Source organism: Micromonospora sp. DT233 (assembly GCF_049841815.1).
GTDB lineage: Bacteria > Actinomycetota > Actinomycetes > Mycobacteriales > Micromonosporaceae > Micromonospora.
This window is the reverse complement of sequence record NZ_JBNCLB010000006.1, coordinates 290,251-310,568: the sequence shown is the minus strand read 5'-3', so window position 1 is coordinate 310,568 and position 20,318 is coordinate 290,251. Positions and strand designations below refer to the sequence as shown.

Sequence of the window (20,318 nt, the reverse complement as noted above, 5' to 3'; positions counted from 1 at the left end):
TCATTCCGGGCATCTCAGGATTATCGTCCCGATCTCCTCCAGCCCTGCTCTGTGCTCCACCGGGAGCCTGTCCTGAAGCTCACCGATCCGGCGCACCCAGTCGAGTCGGCCCTCCGTGGGCAGGTGGTCCTTGAACTGCCAGACGCTGTCCCGGACCTGGTCGGGCGTCATCGAGCCGTCGAGCTGGCCGGCGATGGCCGTCAGGATCCCCTGGCTGGCGAAGTCCTTCATGCCGCCGCCCGCCAACGAGGCGAGGTGCGGCAGCAGGGTCCGGACGGTGGTTTCCCGCGCCTGCGCGGTGTCGCCGTCGGCCCTGACGAGGGGATCGAAGATGGCGTCGCCGCGCTTGTCACCCGCGTTGAGATAGCTGACGACGGCTTCGCCCTTGCCCAGCTCGGCGAGCTGAAGGGTGGCCTCGTGGGCGGTGAACGACGGGTCGCGCCGGGCGATCTGCTCCACCAGGGGCCGGAGGGCCTTCACCCCCTGAAGATCCTGCGCGAACCTGCCGTCGCCGACCCGCGCGGCCAGCGGCGTGGACAGGAAGGTGGCCACCTGCTCCGGCGGGCGGTCGTACTTCGCGATGCGGTGCCGGCCGCCGGCATCGGCCAGCAGCGCCGGCGTCAGCTGAGGGTTCACGGCGGGCTTCGCGCCGCTCACCGTGGCGTCGCCGGGCTGGCGGACCCTCCAGCTCGACGATGGGCCGAAGTTCACCGACAGCCCGCCGGTGGCCGGCGACGGCGACGAAGTCCTGACCTTGTGCACCAGCGGCGCGCCGTAGCTGTCCAGCACCGTCAGCAGCTCGGCGTCGGCCCGGCCGCGGGTGACCACCACCGGCACCTTGTTCCGCCAGCCGTACTGCTCCAGCAGGGTCCGCACGGCCGCGACCCGCTCGGGGGAGGGCGACGCCCAGTTGGTGTCCACGCCCAGGACGATCACCGGCTGGTCGAGCTTGTCGATGGCGGCATGCGCCGTGTCGAGCAGGCTCTTCTCGCTCTCCTTCGTACCGACGACCACGACCTCCCGGTCGGGGCGGGTGCCTCCGCCCGTCACGGCCGCCTCGTCCGGCCAGCGGATCGGCCAGGTCGCCGGCGGCTCGGCCGCGTACCGCGCGGCGTCCAGCACGTCGAGGCGGTCCCCCAGCCGCATGGTGTCGGGCAACACGGTCAACTCGATCCGGGTCGGGTCGCCGGGGAAGGTCGCCGCCCCCGCCGACCCCGGATCGAGGAACGACACCCCGGCACCGTCGCGGTGGGCCAGGTACACCGCGGAGTCGACCCCGTCGGCCACCGTGACCAGTGCCTGACTCTCCGGCGGCAGGCCCTCGACCCGCCGCATCAGGTCGACGTACCCGTCGACCTGCACGATCGACGCCACCCCCTCCGACCGCGCCGCGGCCACGTCCGCCTGCTCCAGCGGCCGGCCGACCCGCGCCAGCGTGTCACCGAACCACGACTTCACCAGACCCGCCGGTACGCCCAGCTCGGCACCGTCCGGGCCGAAGACGATCCGCCCGGAGAGGTACGGCCGCCCCGCCATCAGCTGTGCCACCTCGGGCACCGGGTTCGCGTGGGCACCCGCCGCGAGCGACGTCCTCGGCAGCACCCGGATGCTGTGCGCCCGGTCGTGGGTGGTGACTCGGCCCGCGTCGTCCAGCGGAACGACCCGGTGCTGCCCGGACGGCGGCGTCGGGCCCGGTGCCACCTGCGCCGCCGACAGTTGCACCGGCAGGCCCAGCGTGTCTGCCCACCGCGCCAGCTCGGCCGGGTCCGGCAGCCGCCCCAGGCTGCTCGTCGGCGGCACGTACATCATCCGATCGAGCGCATCCGGCCCCTGACGACCCACGAAGTTGGAGGTCAACTGATGGCCCACACCTTCGGGTACGAAGCTGAGCGGGGTGATCTGCGGTATGCGTGGTCGACCGTCGACCTCCACCAGGACGGTGTCGGCGTGGATCTGGTCCCGGGGCCCCAGATGGAGGTGCATCCCGCCGGAGCGCAGCGGTACGGTGCGGCTGTCGGCGCAGAGCTCCGACATCCGGCGGAGCAGCAGCGGCAGGTTCATGGTTTCTCCAGCGAGACGGTGAGACGGCGGAACGGGTACGTCGGCTCCGGGTGCGTCAGCAGTTCACCAGCTTCTCCAGCAGTTCGTTGAGGAGTTCAGCGTGGCGCGGTCGGCCACCGTCCGTCACGCGCCTGCTGAAGTCGTCGAGCCGCGCCACCCAGTACATCCGGTCGACCGGGTCGACGGCGCAGTTCAAGATGGCATCCGCCAGCTTCTTGAACGTGGGGTTCTCGTGCGAACGCACGTCGGCCACCTGCTGCGGCATCCGCATGACCTGGGCGATGGCCTCGAAGACGGTCGCGTTGCCGGTGCCGGAGGCACCTTGGGCACCCGCCCTCGCCAGGGCCACCATCTGCGGGCCGGTCAGCGCCTTCATGTCGTACAGGCGCAGCAGCACGTCGTCCCAATGTTTGCGCTGCAGCCGGGTCGGCTTCGGCTGCAGGTAGTCCAACGCGAAGGTCACGGTCCGCGGCCCGTCCAGCCTGACGTCGGCCTGGACGTGGTTGCTGGCGATGGTCGGATCGGGCACGAACCTGCCCGCTTCCGCGTCGGCGAGGCCGCCATTGGCGCGCACCAGCTCCAGCACGGTTCGGGCCGCCTCCGCCAGCTGCACGTCCTCGCCTGCTGGCAGCCCGGCCATCCTGCCGTCGTCGTCCGCCGCGAGCACCGCCGTGACCTCGGGCGCGAGCAACTCCTTGACATGTGTACGCAGGTAGGCCTCGCGCTCCGGCCACGTGTTCTGGGAGAGCCAGTCGGCCAGCGCCGGCGGCAGCTTCTGAGCGGCAAGCTGGGTGGCGAACCGCCCGTCGGGCCGACCACCGGCCCTGGCGATCGTGTCGAGCACTACCGACATGTCCTTGTTGTTCGCCGTCAGAATGCCGTCCGGGCCGGTGACGCGCCACGTGACGTCGTCGATGTTCATGACGCTCCGCTGGACCGCCCTGAACACATGGTTCTCCTGACGGAGTTGCTCCAGCAGACCGCGAGGGGTGGTCCGGAGCACGACGGTCGGCATCACACCGATCCGGGCGACCCGCTGCAACGTGGTCCGTAGCTGGTCCAGGACGAGTTGGTCACCCTTGTCGTCGCTCGGATTCGCGGCGATCACGATCCCGGGGTGCTTGGTCGACCAGGTCCCGATCCTCGCGAGTTCGTCGACGGACGATCCTTGCCACGTGCCGAGCACCAGGGTGTTCCCGTGCCAACGGCTGCCCTCCGGTGCCGGCACCGGCGGCACGGCCGGCGCGTCCGGCAGCTGCGGCGCGTCCGACACCTGCGGCGCGTCCGACACCGGCGGCGCATCCGACACCGGCGGCGCGTCCGACACCGGCGGCGCATCCGGTTCGACGGCCGGCGTGCCATTCGGCCCTGAGCCCTTGGGCTTCCGGTAGTCGCCCGGCTCGATCCGGCCAGTCGGGAAGATCCGGTCGATGGCCGTCTCGGGATCCGACCCCGCCCGGGCCCGCTCCTCGGGCGTCACCAACTCCCGCAATCGGTAGCCCCCCTGTCGGACCACGACGTGGGTGTCCAACCGGAAGGCGATCTCCTGTGCCTGGTACAGCGGATCGCCGCTGAGCACGCCCACGACGCTCGGCAGCTCCACCTTCGGCAACGGGCGGTCCAGCGTCTTCTCCATGGCCGTCGCCATGAGCTTCCGCACTTCCTCTCGACCCTCGTATGCCTCGGCCAGGGCCTGCACCCTGTCGAGCTCCCCGCGTCGCTTCTGCTCCGCCTCGGCACGCGCGCTGGACGGCCCGTCGGCGTACTCCTGCGTCCTCTTGATGATGGCCGCCGTGAGCACTCGCACTTCTTCCACACCCGCCTTGGTCTCGACCAGGGCCTTCACCCTGTCGAGCTCCCCGCGTCGCTCCTGCTCCGCCTGGGCACGCGCGGCAGCGGAGGCGGAAGGCCCGTCGGGGTGACGGATGTCGAGCTCCCACTTCGAGACCGCATCGTAGGTCAGGTAGGCGCGCCGGCCGACGTGGGTGTTGAGGACCACCGCCGGTTGATCCGCCTGCGGCTGACGTATCGTCCGGGCCACCTGGCCGACCGGGTCCTCACTGCCGTGTTGCGCGGCATCGAACAAGAGCCGGTCGAGGTCCACCTGCTTAGCGGGCCTTTCCGCTGGGGGCCAGGGGCGCTCAGGTTCCGTCGACGGGGACCCCCGATAATGATCGATATCCTTCAGGATCTCGTCGATCTGCTCGGCGAAGGCGTGGATGTAGCCCTGGCCGAAGATCGGCGCGCTCCGCTGGATGGTCCTACTGCCCGCCTTCTTCCCCGACCCGAAGAGTGGCTGCACGAACGGGGCCATTTCGAGGAAGAACCGGCCTTTCACCTCGACCAGATAGGTCGGCCCCAACTGCTTGGAGTGCTGTTCCGCGCGTTGCGCGAGATTTTCCGCGGTGCTGACGCCCGGCGGGGCCTGACGGGAGAAGGGGGACGCGCCGTTGAGCTTGTCAGGCATCTGTTCCGAGCCGACCTGCCTCTCGTTCACCGTCCCGCCCTGGGTGACCTCGAGGCTCCCGACGACGTCCGGCTTGTCCAGCGTGACGTTGACGCTGTTCTTGCTGATGTCCTTGGCATATCGACCGGTGCCGGTGCCGCTGTCGATCACGCGCACCACTTTGAGGTCGTGCAGTTCGCCCCAGATGGTGAGAACGGCCCGGTCGCTCGAATGACCCGGCCTCAGCAGCAGGGGGGACAGCCGATGCCGCTGCCCGCCGAGCATCTTGTGCAGGTGGTTGCTGACATGGTGGGGGGAGAGCAGGGTCGACAGCGAAAGGCTGGCCCGATAGTTGTCAACATCCGCTCCGAACGCCAGTTTCGCCAGCTTGTCGCCGAATATCTTTCTCATGGTCGACTCGCCGAACGTCTTCTTCAGGAGGTCCTCTGCGATCGGCAGCGCGTCCTCGAGCCGGAACGAGGTGACCGCCACGTCGGCGGGCAGCTTCGGCACGGGCCGCTGGGTCGGCATCGGCTGCGGCCCCTGCAGTGGCGGCGCCTCGGCCACTCCCTGCGGGATCTTTATGACCAAATCGCCGAGGTAACTGGGGGCAGGTGACGGCGACGCCGGGGCACGGGACTTGGTGAGAACGTTGTTGAGGGGCCGACCCTTCATCATCTGACGACTGATATCGATCTTCAGCGTGATCGGAACCTGATAGTGGTAGACGGAATTCCAGGCATAGACGGTCGACTCGATGAGCTGCTCGGTGGTCCGCGTGTTGGCACGGCGTTGGCCGCCAGTCACCTGGGCGGACCCGCCCACCGTGGTGCCCGTGGCGGTGCCGTTGCTCGAATAGGTGGGAGCGAAGTTTCCCTTCAGGGTGGCCGAGTAGCTCGAGTCGCGACCCTTGCCCTGCGTCTCCAGTTGGTAACCGTGGAAGTAGTTCTCCACACCGGTGTCGGGGACCATGTCGACGACCGACGGTTCGCCGCGCCACTCCAGGCTCAGTTTCACGTCGATCACGTCCGCACGGAACCAGCCCCGCGGGTTGGTGACGGTGAACCTGAGCGGTGAGTCGCCCAGCATGTCCTCGATCAGTGGTTGGTCGCGCCCACCGGCCAGCATGGCCTGCAGCCCGTCCAGCCCCCCCGGCACCCGGCCGATCATTGACTTCCCCGGATTACCGACCCGCCACTCGGTCCAGACCTGCGCGTTGCTCCACGCCGACCGCTCCTTGCCGAACAGCCCCGGCGCGACGTCGTCCAGCGCACGACGGAGCAGGTCGTACGTCGTCGTGCGCCCGCTCTCCGGAGCCAGCGGGTCCGTGTAGGTGAGCGAGTGGATGCCGGCGTGACCGAGTGCCCGGTTTCCGCCGCCATTGAGCAGGTAGGGGGGGACGTAGGCCTTGCGGGCCGTGTTCGGCAGGTCCTCGTCGAGCGCGACGGGGGTCAGGGGGATCGTCGGAAAGGTCTTCTCGAAGAGCGTGCGGTCGGCGGGGTCGTGGATTCGACCGGTGTTGTTCCGGTGCTTCTCGGCAAGTTTCCGCGCCCAGGACTCGCGTTGGTTCAGGTATGCATCCGGTTCCGCGGAGCCGACCAGGGAGCTGTGCCACTGCACCAGGGCGCCGACGAGGCCCTTGATACTGAAATCCGACTTCCCGCTGCTCCAGCGACCGAACACGTCCGCCAGCTGGCTCTCGGGGAGATCGACCCACCCTGCGGCGAACACCTTCAGGGCATCCGGTTCGGACAGCGCGTACCGCACGTGACCGTCGGTAACCTGCCTTTCCGCACTGACCTTTCCCGAATTCGGCAGCACCTTCGCGCTCTTCTCGAGCACGGCCTGCACGGTGAAGTCGATCGGCGCGTCGAACACGTACACCCGCCCGAAGTTCAGATCCAGGAACTCCTTGCCACCCGTCTGCCGCGCACCGTGCCTCTTGGTATAGGCCCAGTTGTAGCCAAGCGCCGGACCCGCCGCCCCGCCGTAACTGGTGGCTGCGGCGTCGGGCGCAGCCGCGCTGCCGCCCGTCGCACCCGGACCGTCGCCCATGCCGTGGCCCGCGACGCCGCCGCGGTTCGTGGCGTCCGGGCGGGGGGGTGCGGTGTTCCCGCCGAAGGTGGCCTCCGCGTTCACGCCGTACTTGTTGGACCTGTTGGCGTCCTGGGACGACTGGCTCAGCGCCAATTTGATCAACCCGAGGGTGTACTTGTCCTTCGAGGTGCCGACGAAGGTCGAACTGCCGAGCGTCGCCTTGATGCCCAACGCCGCTTGGCTGGAGCGAATCCATCCGGCCTTGAAGAGACTGTCGGTGGTGTACTTGTCCTGCAGAAGTTCCTTGGTGTGCGCGTGCAGGTCGACGTTCGAGGCGAATTTCGAGAGCGCCTCGTCCGCCTCCCCGCCGGGCCCGGTGAGCTCGGGCAGGAGAAGTCGCGCCTGTGGCAGCACCCCCGTGCTGTCCAAGTGCAGGACGGCCGCGTTGTCCAGGGCCTGGGCCGGGGTGGATGGTGGGGCTTGGCCACGCGTGGGCGAGGCCGTCGTCGCCACGTTGAAATCCTCCATGAGGTGAACGTTGGCCCTGGCGTCGATGGCGTCGCTCGTCCAGGCTGTGCCGGATCCGAATTCGAGCTTGACCGTGTAGTCGGAGGGAATATCCACCTCATGCGTCTTTGCGGTGGACTCCTGGAGCTGAGGCATGTTCGTCACGATGTTGTTGGACTCGACTGCGCCGACGGCTCTGGTGTACGAGAGGCCGGCGCCCGCCCTGAACACGAATCCCTTCGCCAGGCGGAAGTACCCGCCGATCCCGAATGAAAGGCTCTTGCCTCCCCCGACGCTCTGCCCGGCGGAGTCCAGGCCCATGGCCAGGTTGACGGTCGAGTAGTCGTTGGTCAGGTTCTTGATGTGGACGGAACTGTTGTTCGCCTTGTCCACCACGTCGGTCAACCGGCTCTGCGTGGCCTGGACGGTGACGCGGACGACGGTTTCGGTGCCGAAACGGCTCTGCCGATGCAGCGTCAGGGTCAGGCCATCCTGATGGATCTGGTCGTAGTGGGAATCCAGACTGTCCGAGGAGAAGAGCAGTCGCAGCGCACGTTCGTTGCTCTGCCTGCTCTTCATGGCCGCGGAACCCTCGGTCCGCATGAAGTCGGGCAAGGCGGCGGTGGGGCCGACGTTCTTCGGCTGCTTGACGTACGGGTGGTCCAGATCCTCGGTCAGGAAGCCATGGTCCTGGAGCCTCTTACTGACCGCGTCGTAGAGCTTGTCGGGCAACTCGGGGTCGACCTCTACCAACGCGTGGCCCGCCCCCCTTCCCCTGAGGAGAAATTTGGGTAGCTGGGCGTCCTTGACCGTGTTCTCGGCACGGGAGTCACGCACCGCGTCGTTGATGAACGGAATGCCCTCCTCCGTGCTGCGCACGTTCGCCTTGAGGGCCTCCCGGTCGACGGGGAAGCGGTAGTCGAACGCGTCCGGCTCCGGAATCCGCAGCAGCGTCTCGCCCGAGGTCGGGGCAGGGAGCCTGAAAGTGTCCTTCGGCTTGTGCCGCACGGTCAGTTCCAGGTCGAACTCGAGATCGACACGGTACGCCACGGTATAACCCGTGTAGCGAGACACCAGCACATTGAGCCCGTTACGGCCCGCCGTGTTGCCGTCGGTGTTGGTCGTCGTCCACGTCGTTCTCGCCTCGGGCCCGGCAGCGATCAGCGGCGCCTTGACGATATCGAACGCGAGGTCGGCGCCGAGCGCGCTTTCGTTGGTCAACTTGAATCCGGTGCTGTGCGCGGAGATCGCGGTGCGCACCTTTTCCAGGTGCACCTGGTTGCTGGGCGTTCCGATCGGCTGGGGCTGGCCCTTTCGCCTCGCCCGCGTGACGAGTTGGCCGACCTCCTCGCCCAGGTCGTCGTGCAGTGGAACGCGGTAGCCGCGGGACTGGTTGATCGCCTTGTCCAGGTGGGTGTCGAGGTTTCCCAGGGCACGCGCCAACTGTTCGAGCAGGCTCTCGGAGGCGACCGGAAGCCCGGCTTTGTGAAAGAGGTTGGCCCCCTCCGCGTAGAGCTCTGGTATCCCGCCCAGGCCGGAGGCGAAGAAGATCCTGGGGATTCGTTCGCCGTTCTCCTTGAACTGCTGCGTTCGCTTGGCGAGGTCATCGGGCTGCACCGGCGTGTCATCCGGCGACGGGGGAATTGCCGTCACCAGGTCGGTTCCGGGCCGCCCCAAGTTGTGTCGCCCCATCCACAGGAGCAGTGGCTGCTTGTCCCCGTCCACCTGGACGGTCTCCGACGGAGTCCAGTAATAGCCCTGGCTCTCGTGGATCCCACCGATCTTGAAGGTCCAGGTGGGTTCGACTTCGAGCAGTACGGATTCCGAACGCGTGTCCTCGACGTGAGCGGCCTCGGCGGTCATGAAGTGGCCGGTGGTGCGATCCACCTTGTTCGCGGTTCCGGTAACGCGGCCGCCCACCCTGGCCGACGCGACTTTTACCATGGGGACCGTCCCGTTCAGGCTGAGCGTCGCACGCGTTGCGGCCGTCTGACCTGTTGTGCTCCCCCCGTGGCCGCCGGTTGCCACGGTCGCCTGGATCATCCCGACGCTCTTGATCTGCGACGGCTCCTGGACATTGTTGTCCTCGGCCGGCCCGCTCTTCGCAGACGTGTCCGACGCTTGGCGTGCCACCCGAGGGTTGTCCAGCACGAGTCGGAACTGCACGTCGATCTGACCCAGGCGTTCCTGGTAACCGCTCGGTGAGCTGACCTTCCGGTAGTTGGTCAGCAGCCGCTGCCTCAGCTGCGCCCACTCGGTGTCGCCCATCAGCGTCTCCGAAACGCTCAGGGCCTGTTTCACCCGATCGGTCACCAGATCCAGGTACGGCAGGCTGTCCTTCGGGATGCCCATCGGATACGCCGCGCGGTCCAAATGGACCGGCTCGCCGGGGGCCGGAACCTCCACGGGCTCCGGAGCGGGCCTGCCCTGCGCAGCGGACGTCTCGGGCGCGGACGTCTCTGGCGCGGTTGTCTCGGGCGCGGACGTCTCGGGCGCGGTTGTCTCGGGCGCGGTTGTCTCGGGCGCGGTTGTCTCGGGCGCGGTTGTCTCGGGCGCCGCGCCGCTGCGGCCCGTCTCCGTCTTCGGGCTGCCACCACGCTCGGCTACCGGTCGCCCGCTCTGCACCGCCGGGAGGATCGCGTTCTCCAGATGCCGCACCATGCCCGCATCGGCGGAGTCGGCCCGGGCCGTGGCCATGACCCGCCCGTCCGCGTCGATCACCAGTTGCAGCGACTGCCAGTCCGGATCGACCATCGCCCCGCCGAGCCGCACGTCCGGCTCGACGAGCATCACGTTCACCCCGAACAGCTCCGCGACGGCGCGAGCCAACCGCTGCGGGGTGTCCCTCGGCTCGGGGGCTCCCGCCGTGGACAACTCCCTGACCCAGCGGAGCAGTTCGTCCCGTCTGCTGCCGATCTCGTGCCGCCCCACCCCCAACAGCGGCCATTCGTCACCCGCAGCCGCCAGGTCAGCCCGCAACAGGGTGCCGAAGATCGCGCGTAGTTCCCCCGCCGACCAGTTGGTTAAGGGCAGCAACCGAGGCTGGTCGTACTCGGCGACCTGCAACAGCGCATCGAAGAAGCCGTTCGGCCCCGCCGGGTTCCACATCGCGGACCGTCCGCCGTCGGCCAGGTGCCCGGCCTGGGCGGCGGTCAGCTCCGGATTGCCCTGCCCGGCGGGCACCTGCCGCCACCTCGGGGGCTGGCTGGGCGGTAGCCGGCTGGCGTTCTCCGTGACGGCGTCGCGCATGTCGGACAGGAGCTTGGTCAGGCCCGGCCCGTCCACCAGACCGTCTGGCTCGCGCAGCGCCGCCACCCGCAGCCGTTCGGTTAGATCCGGTGGAAGGGTGGACCGCGCGTCGCCGGACACCGCCGTCAGGAAAGCGGCCAGGTCCTTGAAGGCAACCCAGTCATCGGGCATTCCGACCGGCAGACCGGCCGACGCGACCGGCCTGACCAGGTTGCCCTCATCCGCCGCCAGCAACGCCGGCAGGGCGTCGGCCGGCACCGTGCCCAGCACACCGGACGAACTCTCGACCAACGTGATGACCGGGTGCTCGGCGACCGCCGCATCGGAAGGCTTGTACGACTCGTCCGTACCGTCGGCCCGGACCAACCGGATCTGCCGGGCCAGCGCCGGGGCCGTCAACCGCAGCAGCACCTCGGTTGCGGCCGAGGACGGCGGCAGGTTCTCGGTCAACGCGCCCGGCACCCGATCCGGGTCCAACCCGCCCGCGATCCACTCGTCGATCTGCGCCACCGTCGCGGGATCGGGCTCCGGCACCCCCAGCAGCGGCCAGTTCTGGGCCTCCCGGAGGCTGCTCGCGTAGTCCTGGACCCTGCTGCGGACCATGTCGGGATCCAGGTCGCCCAGTGCTTGGTCACCCTGGTAGCCCGCCGACACCGCGACCTTCGTGAACAACGTCGTCTTCGGCTCGTCCGCCAGCCCACGCAAGCCGTCGACGATCAGGGCCTGCCGCACCGGCGCGGGCACCATGTCCCCCGCCGGGACGGAATTCCAGCCCGACTTCGCCATCCCGCCCAGGCCCTTGATGTCACCGATACCCAGGGCGGCCAGGCTGGCGGGGATGGCAGTGGGCCGAGGCGCCTCCGTAGGGGTGGCGCTCTGAGGCTGGCCCTCGGGGGCCTTGCCTTTCCCCTTCTCCGGGGCCGGTCGGCTGCCGAGGGATGCGGTCTGATCGCGCGGGGTGATCGGCAGGCCGGTCGCGTTGGGGCTCGGCGACACCTCGCTGGCAGCGGTCGTCGCGATCCGTTCAAGATGCCGTTGCTGCAACCGCGGCTGAGCGGCCGGGTCCGTCGTGGCCATCAGGGAGTTGTCCCCGAAGACGGCCGACGACCGCGATTTGCTCAGCAGCACCCGCTGCTCGTCGCCCGCCTGCTCGACGTACTCGTCGGGTAGACCGAGGTAGTGACCGATCTCGTGGGCATACCGCAGGCCGCTGTCGGTTACCGACCACTCTGTCTGGGTGGTCCTGGGATCCGATTCCCCAAAGAGGTCCACGATGGCATGCGCCGACGTGCGATCGTTCGTGAACTCGACGTTGACGTGGAGTTGTTCGGCTTCGATCCGGAAGCCCTGGTTGAACACGTTGTCAACGGCGTCCAAAACGCGCTTACGCACCTCCGGTTCCGCCTCACGAGCGGTGGCGTCGCGCGGGTTGAGGTGCAATCTGACGGTGAAATCCCGCACTGTGCGGCCGTCGGAGGCCGATAGGAGACGATAGTCGTAGGCCACGGGGCCCTCGACAGGGATCAGGTTGGGCCGGGGCGGGTTAGCCACCGGCGGGTCGAGCCCCTTTTCGAGATAGGAATCGATGACCACCTGGGGCACGTTGCGCTCGGTGGGGGTCCGCGCGACGACGTCGTACGCGGACGTGTTGGCGGTCTGCGGAGGCACGCCGGGGCGCAGCGCGTCGATCTCGGCGCGGTCGACCTTGCGGTCCACGGTCGCCGGGCCCTCGCCGAGGGCACGCACCCCATCCGAGTCGTCCGGGCCGGTCGGCGCCCGCCGGCTCCGCGGCCTTTCGGTGATGGCGCTGGCTGTTGAGCTGCGCGCAAAGTGGTCAGCGACGCCTTGGCCCACAGCCGCCGTGCTCAAATCTCGGGCGTAGTGGTACGCCTCGCGCTCCTGGTGGACGAGCTCTTCCGTGTACACCTCGGCGGTAGCCGCATCTACCTGCCGGTCCTTGTAGGCCCGAACCTCGACGACGAGCCTCGGCAAATCCATCCTCGGGTTGATAGGAGCACGGGTCATGCCGAACTTTTCGCCGGGTCGGCTCGGTCCTTCCCGCCGCTGACCCAGAGCGTCGCGGATGTCAGCATATAGCTCCGCACGCCAATCATAATTCATCAACTCTGGGGACAGTCCGTGCCGCGCGACGAATGTGGCCTTGAACCCTTGGATGATGTCACCGCCGCTGACCGTGAAGAATTCCCTGATTCGGTCGGGAAGTGCCTCGTACACGGCCTGCGGATCATTCCGCAGAAGAATCGCGGCGTCGTTCTTGCCAACCCCACGCCCTTCATCGAATCCGATTACATCGGACCATTCGTGCCTGGCGGGGATCACAAACGTCATGTAGTGCAGGGCGATGACGCCCCGAATCGTCTCGGTGTCCGCGTGGGGCTGATCGAGCAGGGCCTGCGGGTCTACCGGCGATCCGCTGATCCAATCAACGTAACGGGCGGCGGCCTGAAGCCCGATCCTCAGGCCATCCTCCAGATACTCCTTGGCCCAGTGTGGATGCCCGGTCGCCGCCGTCCGCCAGGTGTTCTGCGCGACGTACTCCATGAACCTCGCGGCTCCCGCGAACGGCACGTCATGGTTGTACTGCATCAGAATGCCCGACCAACCGCCGATCAGGCGCTGCCCGACCCGAACTTGTTCCCACTCAGGTTGGACGTCCCACCCCATCTCCGGCGTCAACAGGTCCGACAGTAGCGGCGGTTGTGGGCTGTGGTGCGCGCGATCAAATGCAGCTGCCACCTGCCTACGCACCTGGTGAATGGCCTGCCTGTCCTGGCCCCGCTCCTCCCCCGGAAACGAACTCGAGATCGGAGCGACGAACTCAGCCAGGAACACATCGTCAGGATCTCCGACGTAGCCACGCGGCCTGTTGGCCGAGAACGGTGGTTCCCCGTTTTGGCCGTAGGCGCCCCGTTTCTCCACGGTCAGCTCGATACCGTGGGGCCCTGTAGCAATCACATCGCGTGGGTCCGGCCAGACGTCCCCGTCCAGGAGGACGTTGCTGAACTCGCCCTCGTCGGCCGACCCCAGGTAACGCAGCCCGGGCGAGGGATCAACGAGCGCGTTCGCCGTGGTCGCCCCAGTGACAACCGGACCCACCTCACCACCGGCGAACGGCACCGCAACCCCATCAGGACCGGCCACGATGACCCGCGCCCCCAACAACCCCGGCATCCACGCCGGAGCCACCGGCCGCCCCGCCCCATCAACGGCATCCCACACCCGCTGCCCCACAGGATTCTGCGTCTCGACAGCGAAGACACCACCACCCCGAGCCGTCAGCACAATCCCATGACGCGGACCCACCGGCGGAGCCACCAACACAAACGCCGCCGCACCATCACCCAACCCCCGCAACCGCATCACCAAAGAATCAAACGAATCCCCCACCGGCCGCCAATCACCACCCAAAGCAGCCGCCAACCGATCCTGCAACCGCCCCGTCCCCAACCCCGCATCATCAACCGCGACCGGCGCACCGAACCAACCCCGACGAACCGCCTCCAACCGATCCAGACAATCCTCCAGAGCAACCCCCACATCCCGCCCCGGCGGCAACACCTTCGCCAGATCAACCTCCAACCCACGCCGAACCCCCGCCAACGACCCCGACAGGTCCCACCCGACCGACCGACCAACCGAATCCACAGGTGCCACCCGAGTAGCGGCGTCACCCAGCACCCCAGCCCGCCAGCCGTCGGAGTCCGGGTCGCGCGGCGAAGTCGGCAGGCTGGGATCGGTGGGTTGCGGGGAGACCTCGCTGGCGGCGGGCGGGGCCATCCGTCCGACGTGCCGTGACTGCAACTGCGGCTCATCGGCCGGCTCCGTCGCGGAAGGCCGGTCGCTGCCCACAGAAGACTGAAAACTGTCCATGAACCGCACATCCGGCACCCCGTACGAATCCGGCGCGAACGGCATCGCCGACGCCGACAACGCAGGCGGGTCCGGCACGCCGTACGAATCCGGCGAGAACGGCATCTCCGACGCCGACAACGCCGGCGGGTCCGTAGGGCCCGCACTGGGCAGCGTGCCTCTACCGGTTTCCAAGTTGGACTGAGCCGCCACATTCGGATCAGGATGCGAGGTACCGCCATACGGCCGCTCGGAGGCGGACGCCGGCAGTACCGAGAGACCCCCGGACGTCCTCCATAAAGGACGGGGGGCCAAATCGTCAGCGACGCCCACACCCGCCTCCAAGTCCGACAAAGCCCTCACATCCGGATCAGGATGCGAGGCGCCGGGATAGAGCCGCTCGGAGGCCGACGTGCCATCGAAATAATTGGTGAAATGGTCACCGACGCCCTGGCCGTCCGAGATCGTCGCCGTCAACCGCTCGGCGTGGGTGTACGCCTCGATCTCCTGACTGACGAGCTCTTCGGTGTAGGCCTCGACGGTGCGGGCGTCCCCCTCCCGGGCCTTGTAGGCCCGAACCTCGATGACGACCCTGGGCAACGGCATATCCCTGTTGATGGGGACGATCGTCATGGTGTCCACCGTGTCGGCGTCCGGATCTACGAACTCTTTGCCATCCGGTTCCCCCACTCGCTCGGTGTGCGAGTCTCCAACCCCCGCGAGCTTGCCCAAGCCGCCGATGACGTCAGGATGCGCCTCGATGTCCCAATTCCGGGTAAGATAATCTTCGGGAAGGCCTAACTGCGCCTGAAAGGCCGCCTTGAACTGGCTCAGGATGTCAGCGCTCTGGTCCGCGAAGAATGTCCTGATCCCCTCGGGCAGTTCCTGGTAGATGAGCCGCTTGTCATTTCGCACAAGAACTGCGGCCTCGTTCTTGAGGGTTCCCCGGCGGTCCCAATCTGGATGATGTAATATGAATTCCCGCGAACTGCCCATCGCGAACGTTTCGTAGTACAGTGCGATGACGCCCCGGATCGTCTCGGTTTCCACGTGGGGTCGATCGAGCAACTCCTGGACGGGCACCTGGCGACCGGTGCGCCAGTTGACGTAGTCGGCGGCTACCTGAAGCCCAACTCCCAGACCATCCTTCAGGTGCTCCTTGGCCCAGTGCGGATGCCCGTCCGCCTTCGTCCGCCAGGTGTTCTCCGCAACGAACTCCAGGAACTTCGCGACTCCCGCGAACGGAACATCGTGGTTGTACTGCGGCAGAATATTCTGCCAACCGCCGATCAGACGCTGCCCGACCTTGATATTCGGCCGGTCCGGGTGAATCGTCCACCCCATCTCCGGCGTCAGCACCTCCGAGAGCAACCGCGGCACTCCGCTTTCATGCGCCTGCCGAAACGCTTCTTCCACCTGCCTACGCACCCGGTGGATTTCCTGCCTGTCCTCGCCCCGCTCACCCTCGAACGAACTCGACACCGGGGCGACGAACTCGGCCAGCCCCACCCGGACCTCATTGGTCGTGGGTGTTGAGGGCTTGGATTGCCAGAACGACGTTCGCCCGCGATTGACATAGGCCGATCGAGTTTCGAGCGTCAACTGGGTGCCGTGGGGCCCCGTAGCAAGCGGCGCGTGTGGCCTCGTCCCGTCGGGCACACCGTCGAGGACGTTGCTGAACTCGCCCTCGTCGGCCGACCCCAGGTAACGCAGCCCGGGCGAGGGATCGACAAGCGCATTCGCCGTGGTCGCCCCAGTGACAACCGGACCCACCTCACCACCGGCGAACGGCACCGCAACCCCATCAGGACCGGCCACGATGACCCGCGCCCCCAACAACCCCGGCATCCACGGCGGAGCCACCGGCCGCCCCGCCCCATCGACGGCATCCCACACCCGCTGCCCCACACCATTCTGCGTCTCGACAGCGAAGACACCACCCTGCCGAGCGGTAAGCACGATCCCATGACGCGGGCCGACGGGCGGAGCCACCAACACGAAAGCCGCCGCACCATCACCCAACCCCCGCAACCGCGTCACCAGAGAATCGAACGAATCCCCCACCGGCCGCCAATCACCACCCAGGGCAGCCGCCAACCGATCCTGCAACCGCCCCGTGCCCAACCCCGCATCATCGACCGCGACCGGCGCACCGAACCAACCCCGACGAACCGCCTCCAACCGATCCAGACAATCCTCAAGGGCACCCCCCACATCCCGCCCCGGCGGCAACACCTTCGCCAGATCAACCTCCAACCCACGCCGAACCCCCGCCAACGACCCCGACAGGTCCCACCCGACCGACCGACCAACCGAATCCACAGGTGCCACCCGAGTAGCGGCGTCACCCAGCACCCCGACCCGCCAGTCGTCGGAGTCCGGGTCGAAGGCGACCGGCAGCAGGTTCCCGTCGGCCTGCGGCTCCACCCACCACAGCCCTGGCGCGTCGCCGTCACCCGACATCAGCCAGGCGGTCCGGGTGCTCCCCCCGGCACCCGAACGCACCAACGCCGCCGAGCCGGGCACCTCGCGCAGTCCGCGGATCAGGGTCGCGGCGTCGGCGGTCACGGGGTCGACGGTCGCGGCGTCGGGGAGGAGCCCGGCCACCGCGGCCCTCGGCAGCGTCGACCGGCGCACGGCCTCCACGTCCAGCCCGGGCGGTACGCCGTAGCGACCGAGGTACGCGACGACGGCATCGATCTCGGCTGCCGCCGCCGCTGCGGCGGGGGACCTCTCCAGCGATACCTGGAAACGGTCCTCGGTCGCGGCCGTCATCGTGAGCACCTGCGCCAGGCGTTGCATGGACGGCGGCTGGGCACCCATGGCGATGTCGAGCGCCTCGTTAAGGGCGACCCGGGCGGCGGCCTGCGGGCGGTCCAGCAGCCGTACCGCCGCCGCCTCCGGCCAGGGCACCTCCCGGCCGTGACCGTCGATCGGCACCGCGCGCGGCGACTGGCTCAGCTCCGGGGCCACCGGCAGTTCGACGGGGAGGTGGTAGATGTCGGTCAGCTCTTCGAGGGCCTGGACCCCCGCGGTGCCCAGCCCTTCGACCAGGGCCGGCGCCGGCACGACGACGAGGTGGACACGAATGTTGTCGGGCAGCCCGGCGAGGTAGTTCAGGGCGATCGAGGAGCGGTGCGCCCCCGGGGCCAGGTGCACCAGGGTGGCGTCCGACCGTGGTTCGTAGAGCGACGCCCGGGCCAGCGCGACCGGGTCGGCCGGATCGGCGGGGTTGGCCGGGTCCGCCGGGTCCGGCAGCCTGCCCCCCGCACCGCGCTTGTGCACGTACGCCCCGCTGGCCACCGGAATGACCCGCCCGTCGGCGCAGATCACTCCCCCGGACGCACCGATGCCAGCCATGCCGCTCCCTCATCATCGTGGAAACGCCGTTACCGTGAAACGGTTGCCCAGGGAGCTAGGTTCACCCCGGCCGTGGCGAGAGCGGCCCAGCCGCAGCGGTCAACAGGTCACGACCTGCTCGGTCAACGTGTCGATGTCGTCGGCCCGGCCGGGGAGGGCGTCGCGCAGTTCGCCCAGCCAGCGCACCCAGTCGAGTCGCTGCCGGCCGACCAGGGCGGTCCGGTTCTGCAGGACGACCTCGTGCGCCAACGCCGGCTGGTCGGCCAGGAGGAGCCGGATCGCCTCGAGTATCGCCGCGTTGGCGTGCTGCGACGGGCTCGCATCCGCGCCCCCGCGGAGGGCAACCGGCGGCGGCAGGCTGGGCCCCACCTCGCGCAGCAGCGAGGTCATCTGGTTCCCGCCCACCTCGACCTGGACCGCGGCGAGGTGGTGTTCGGCGAGGTCGTGGTGACCGAGGTTGTCCAGCTGGAACGCCCGGGCCGGGGACGCGACCACGGGCGCGACGGTGGCCTGGCCGGTGGCCTGCGCCACCCACGTCCGGGTCGTGGCGGTCTGGACGGCAAGGGTTCGCTCGGCGTCGATCACCCGCGATCGTTCGGCCTGGTGCACGACGTGCTCGGAGGGCCACTGCCTGCCGCGCAGGTGGGGTGGCACCCAGGCGGCCGACAGCGGGTCGTCGCCGCGCCGCAGCACGGCCCGGTTCCGCACGCCGGACGGCAGCGACCCGAGGATCGTCCCGACGGGCACGTCCCTGCCGACCTGGATGAGCGTCACGTCCGGTGCCGGCGGGACGTCCCGCGCCCCGGCCAGCTCCGCCGGCGTCGCCGCGTCCGCGCCCCGAACGACCAGGTGGCCCGCCGGGAGCTGATGGGCGGTGAACCCCGGTGGCAGGTTCTCCCGCACGGCGGCGTTCTCCAGCGCACGCATCCCGTCCGGCTCGCCCGCGAGGCTGACCTCCACCGGGCGGCCCGCCCGCAGCCCCTCCAGCACGGTGAACAGGCCGGCCCGTTGGGACTGGTTCGGGGTGCCGTCGACCCTCACCCGTATCGCGTCCGAACGCGCCGAGCCGGTCGACGGCGTGGGCTGCAGCGCGACGTCGCGGGGCGCGATGTGCACCATGTCCGGGTTCGTCGTGTCGACCACCCAGCCCCGCAGACCGGGCAGGTCGATGCCGAACCGGCCGGTGCCGTCACCGGCGGTCAGGCCCGCCGGCAGCGACTCGCCCGGCGTCGCGTCGGACCCGTACACCCGGTAGTGGTCGGCGAAGTGCGGCAGCGTGCGCACCGGGCCCGCCGGGCCCCACATCATCGGCACGAACCCCGGCGCGGACGCCGGCGGCAGCTCGGCCAGCCGCACCACCGGCACCACCACGGCGGGCACCCCGGTGGTACGCGCCGGCAACATGCCGCTGAGCTCGGCGATCCCCTGCCACGACACCGCCGCGCCCGACGCCGGCTGCACCACCACCCGACCCCGCAACGGCTCCGGCAGCGCCGCCACCAGCTCCGCCACCGACCGGGCGCCCGCCGCCGCATCCACGAACAACACCTGGGAATCCGGGTACGACGCACGGATGGCCGCCACGCCCGGATCCGCTCCGGCCGCCCGCCCTGCGGTGACGACCCAACCGACCGGGACCGGATGCGCCTGCCAGCCCTTTGGCAGCGCGGCGCGGACGTCCGCCAACTGCTGCCGTTGCCCGCCGGTGAGAGTCTGCCCCAGCAGCCCCACCTCGGTGGGCGGCGCGACCGCACGAATCTGGCCGAGCTGCGCCATCACCTCATCCGGCACCAACTCGCCCGCCCGGCCGACCAGAATGGGCACCGGCCCGTCGGCAGCGGCGCGCCGGGGCGCGACGGTCTCCGGCAGGTGCCGCCCGACCCACAACGCGTCCGGGCTCCGGGCATCGACGAACCAGCCGGGTGTCAGCTCGTACGTGCCGTGCCGCGGGCCGGGCGTAAGCCCGTACGGGGACGGGGTGCTCAGCACGGGCACACCGTTGCCCGTCTCCGCGTGAAAGCGGAAGGCGGCGGCGGTCGCCGTGAAGGTGGGGTTGCCGCTGCCGTCGACGGGCACCACCCTCGGGTTCGGTGCCGGGCGTTCGGCCAGCCTGTTCGCCGGCACCTGGAGCGCGGCGGTGGGGTGCAGGTCGCCGAGCAGGTCGTTCGCCATCGACTCGGCCTGCTCCGGGGTGCGGCTCGGCGAACGGTCGGTGACCTGGAGGGTAAGCCCCGGCCGGAACTCCGGACGCAGCTGTCGCAGGGCCTCCGGCACCCGGGCCAACTGCGGCCCGTCCAAATCGAGGGTGACCATCAGGCCGGCACGGGAGCCGCGTGGCTGGTCGGCCACGGGCAGCGTCGGGGCCGGCCCCTCGTGCAGGATGACCGCCCGGCCGCTGACGCTGGCCCTCAGCCCGTCGAGCGGGCCGGCGAAGTAGTCGGACCCGCGCGGCGGCACTGGACTTGCCGGCCGGGGAAGCGGTGCCGGCGCCGGCGCCGGCCTGGGGATGGACGCCGGTCGCGGCAGGTGCCCGGGACCGGACCCGGGCGGGAGCACCGCCGCCTGCGGTGGCACGGCAGCAACAGGAGCCGGGGCAACGACCGGCGTGGGCTGGCGCGGTGCAGGAACAGGCGCAGGAGCCGGGGCGACGACCGGTGCCTTCGGGCGCGGCGCAGCAGCGGCAGGAACGGGCGCAGAAGGCGGGGCAACCACCGGCGTGGGCGGGCGCGGCACGGCAGCAACAGGAGCCGGGGCGACGACCGGCGTGGGCGGGCGCGGCACGGCAGCC

3 protein-coding genes are annotated in these 20,318 nt (G+C 69.4%); all 3 read right to left on the bottom strand.

The features are described from left to right. On the bottom strand, positions 1-2,061 hold the full coding sequence (locus tag ACLQ2V_RS16915; protein ID WP_425719436.1) for a hypothetical protein: 2,061 nt from the start codon (positions 2,059-2,061) through the stop codon (positions 1-3). A 55-nt stretch (positions 2,062-2,116) separates the two neighbouring features. Further along, positions 2,117-17,530 carry a hypothetical protein gene (locus tag ACLQ2V_RS16910; protein ID WP_425719435.1) on the bottom strand — a complete coding sequence of 5,138 codons (15,414 nt, stop codon included), beginning with the start codon at positions 17,528-17,530 and terminating at the stop codon, positions 2,117-2,119. Positions 17,531-17,629: 99 nt separating this feature from the next. Then, positions 17,630-19,987 (bottom strand): hypothetical protein, encoded by a 2,358-nt coding sequence (locus ACLQ2V_RS16905; RefSeq protein WP_425719434.1) that lies wholly within the window; start codon positions 19,985-19,987, stop codon positions 17,630-17,632. Between the last annotated feature and the right edge of the window lie 331 nt (positions 19,988-20,318).

Excerpts from the sequence above, each read along its gene's own strand:
- ACLQ2V_RS16910 (WP_425719435.1), bottom strand. The coding sequence starts at position 17,530 with ATGGCTGGCATCGGTGCGTCCGGGGGAGTGATCTGCGCCGACGGGCGG.
- ACLQ2V_RS16915 (WP_425719436.1), bottom strand. The coding sequence starts at position 2,061 with ATGAACCTGCCGCTGCTGCTCCGCCGGATGTCGGAGCTCTGCGCCGAC.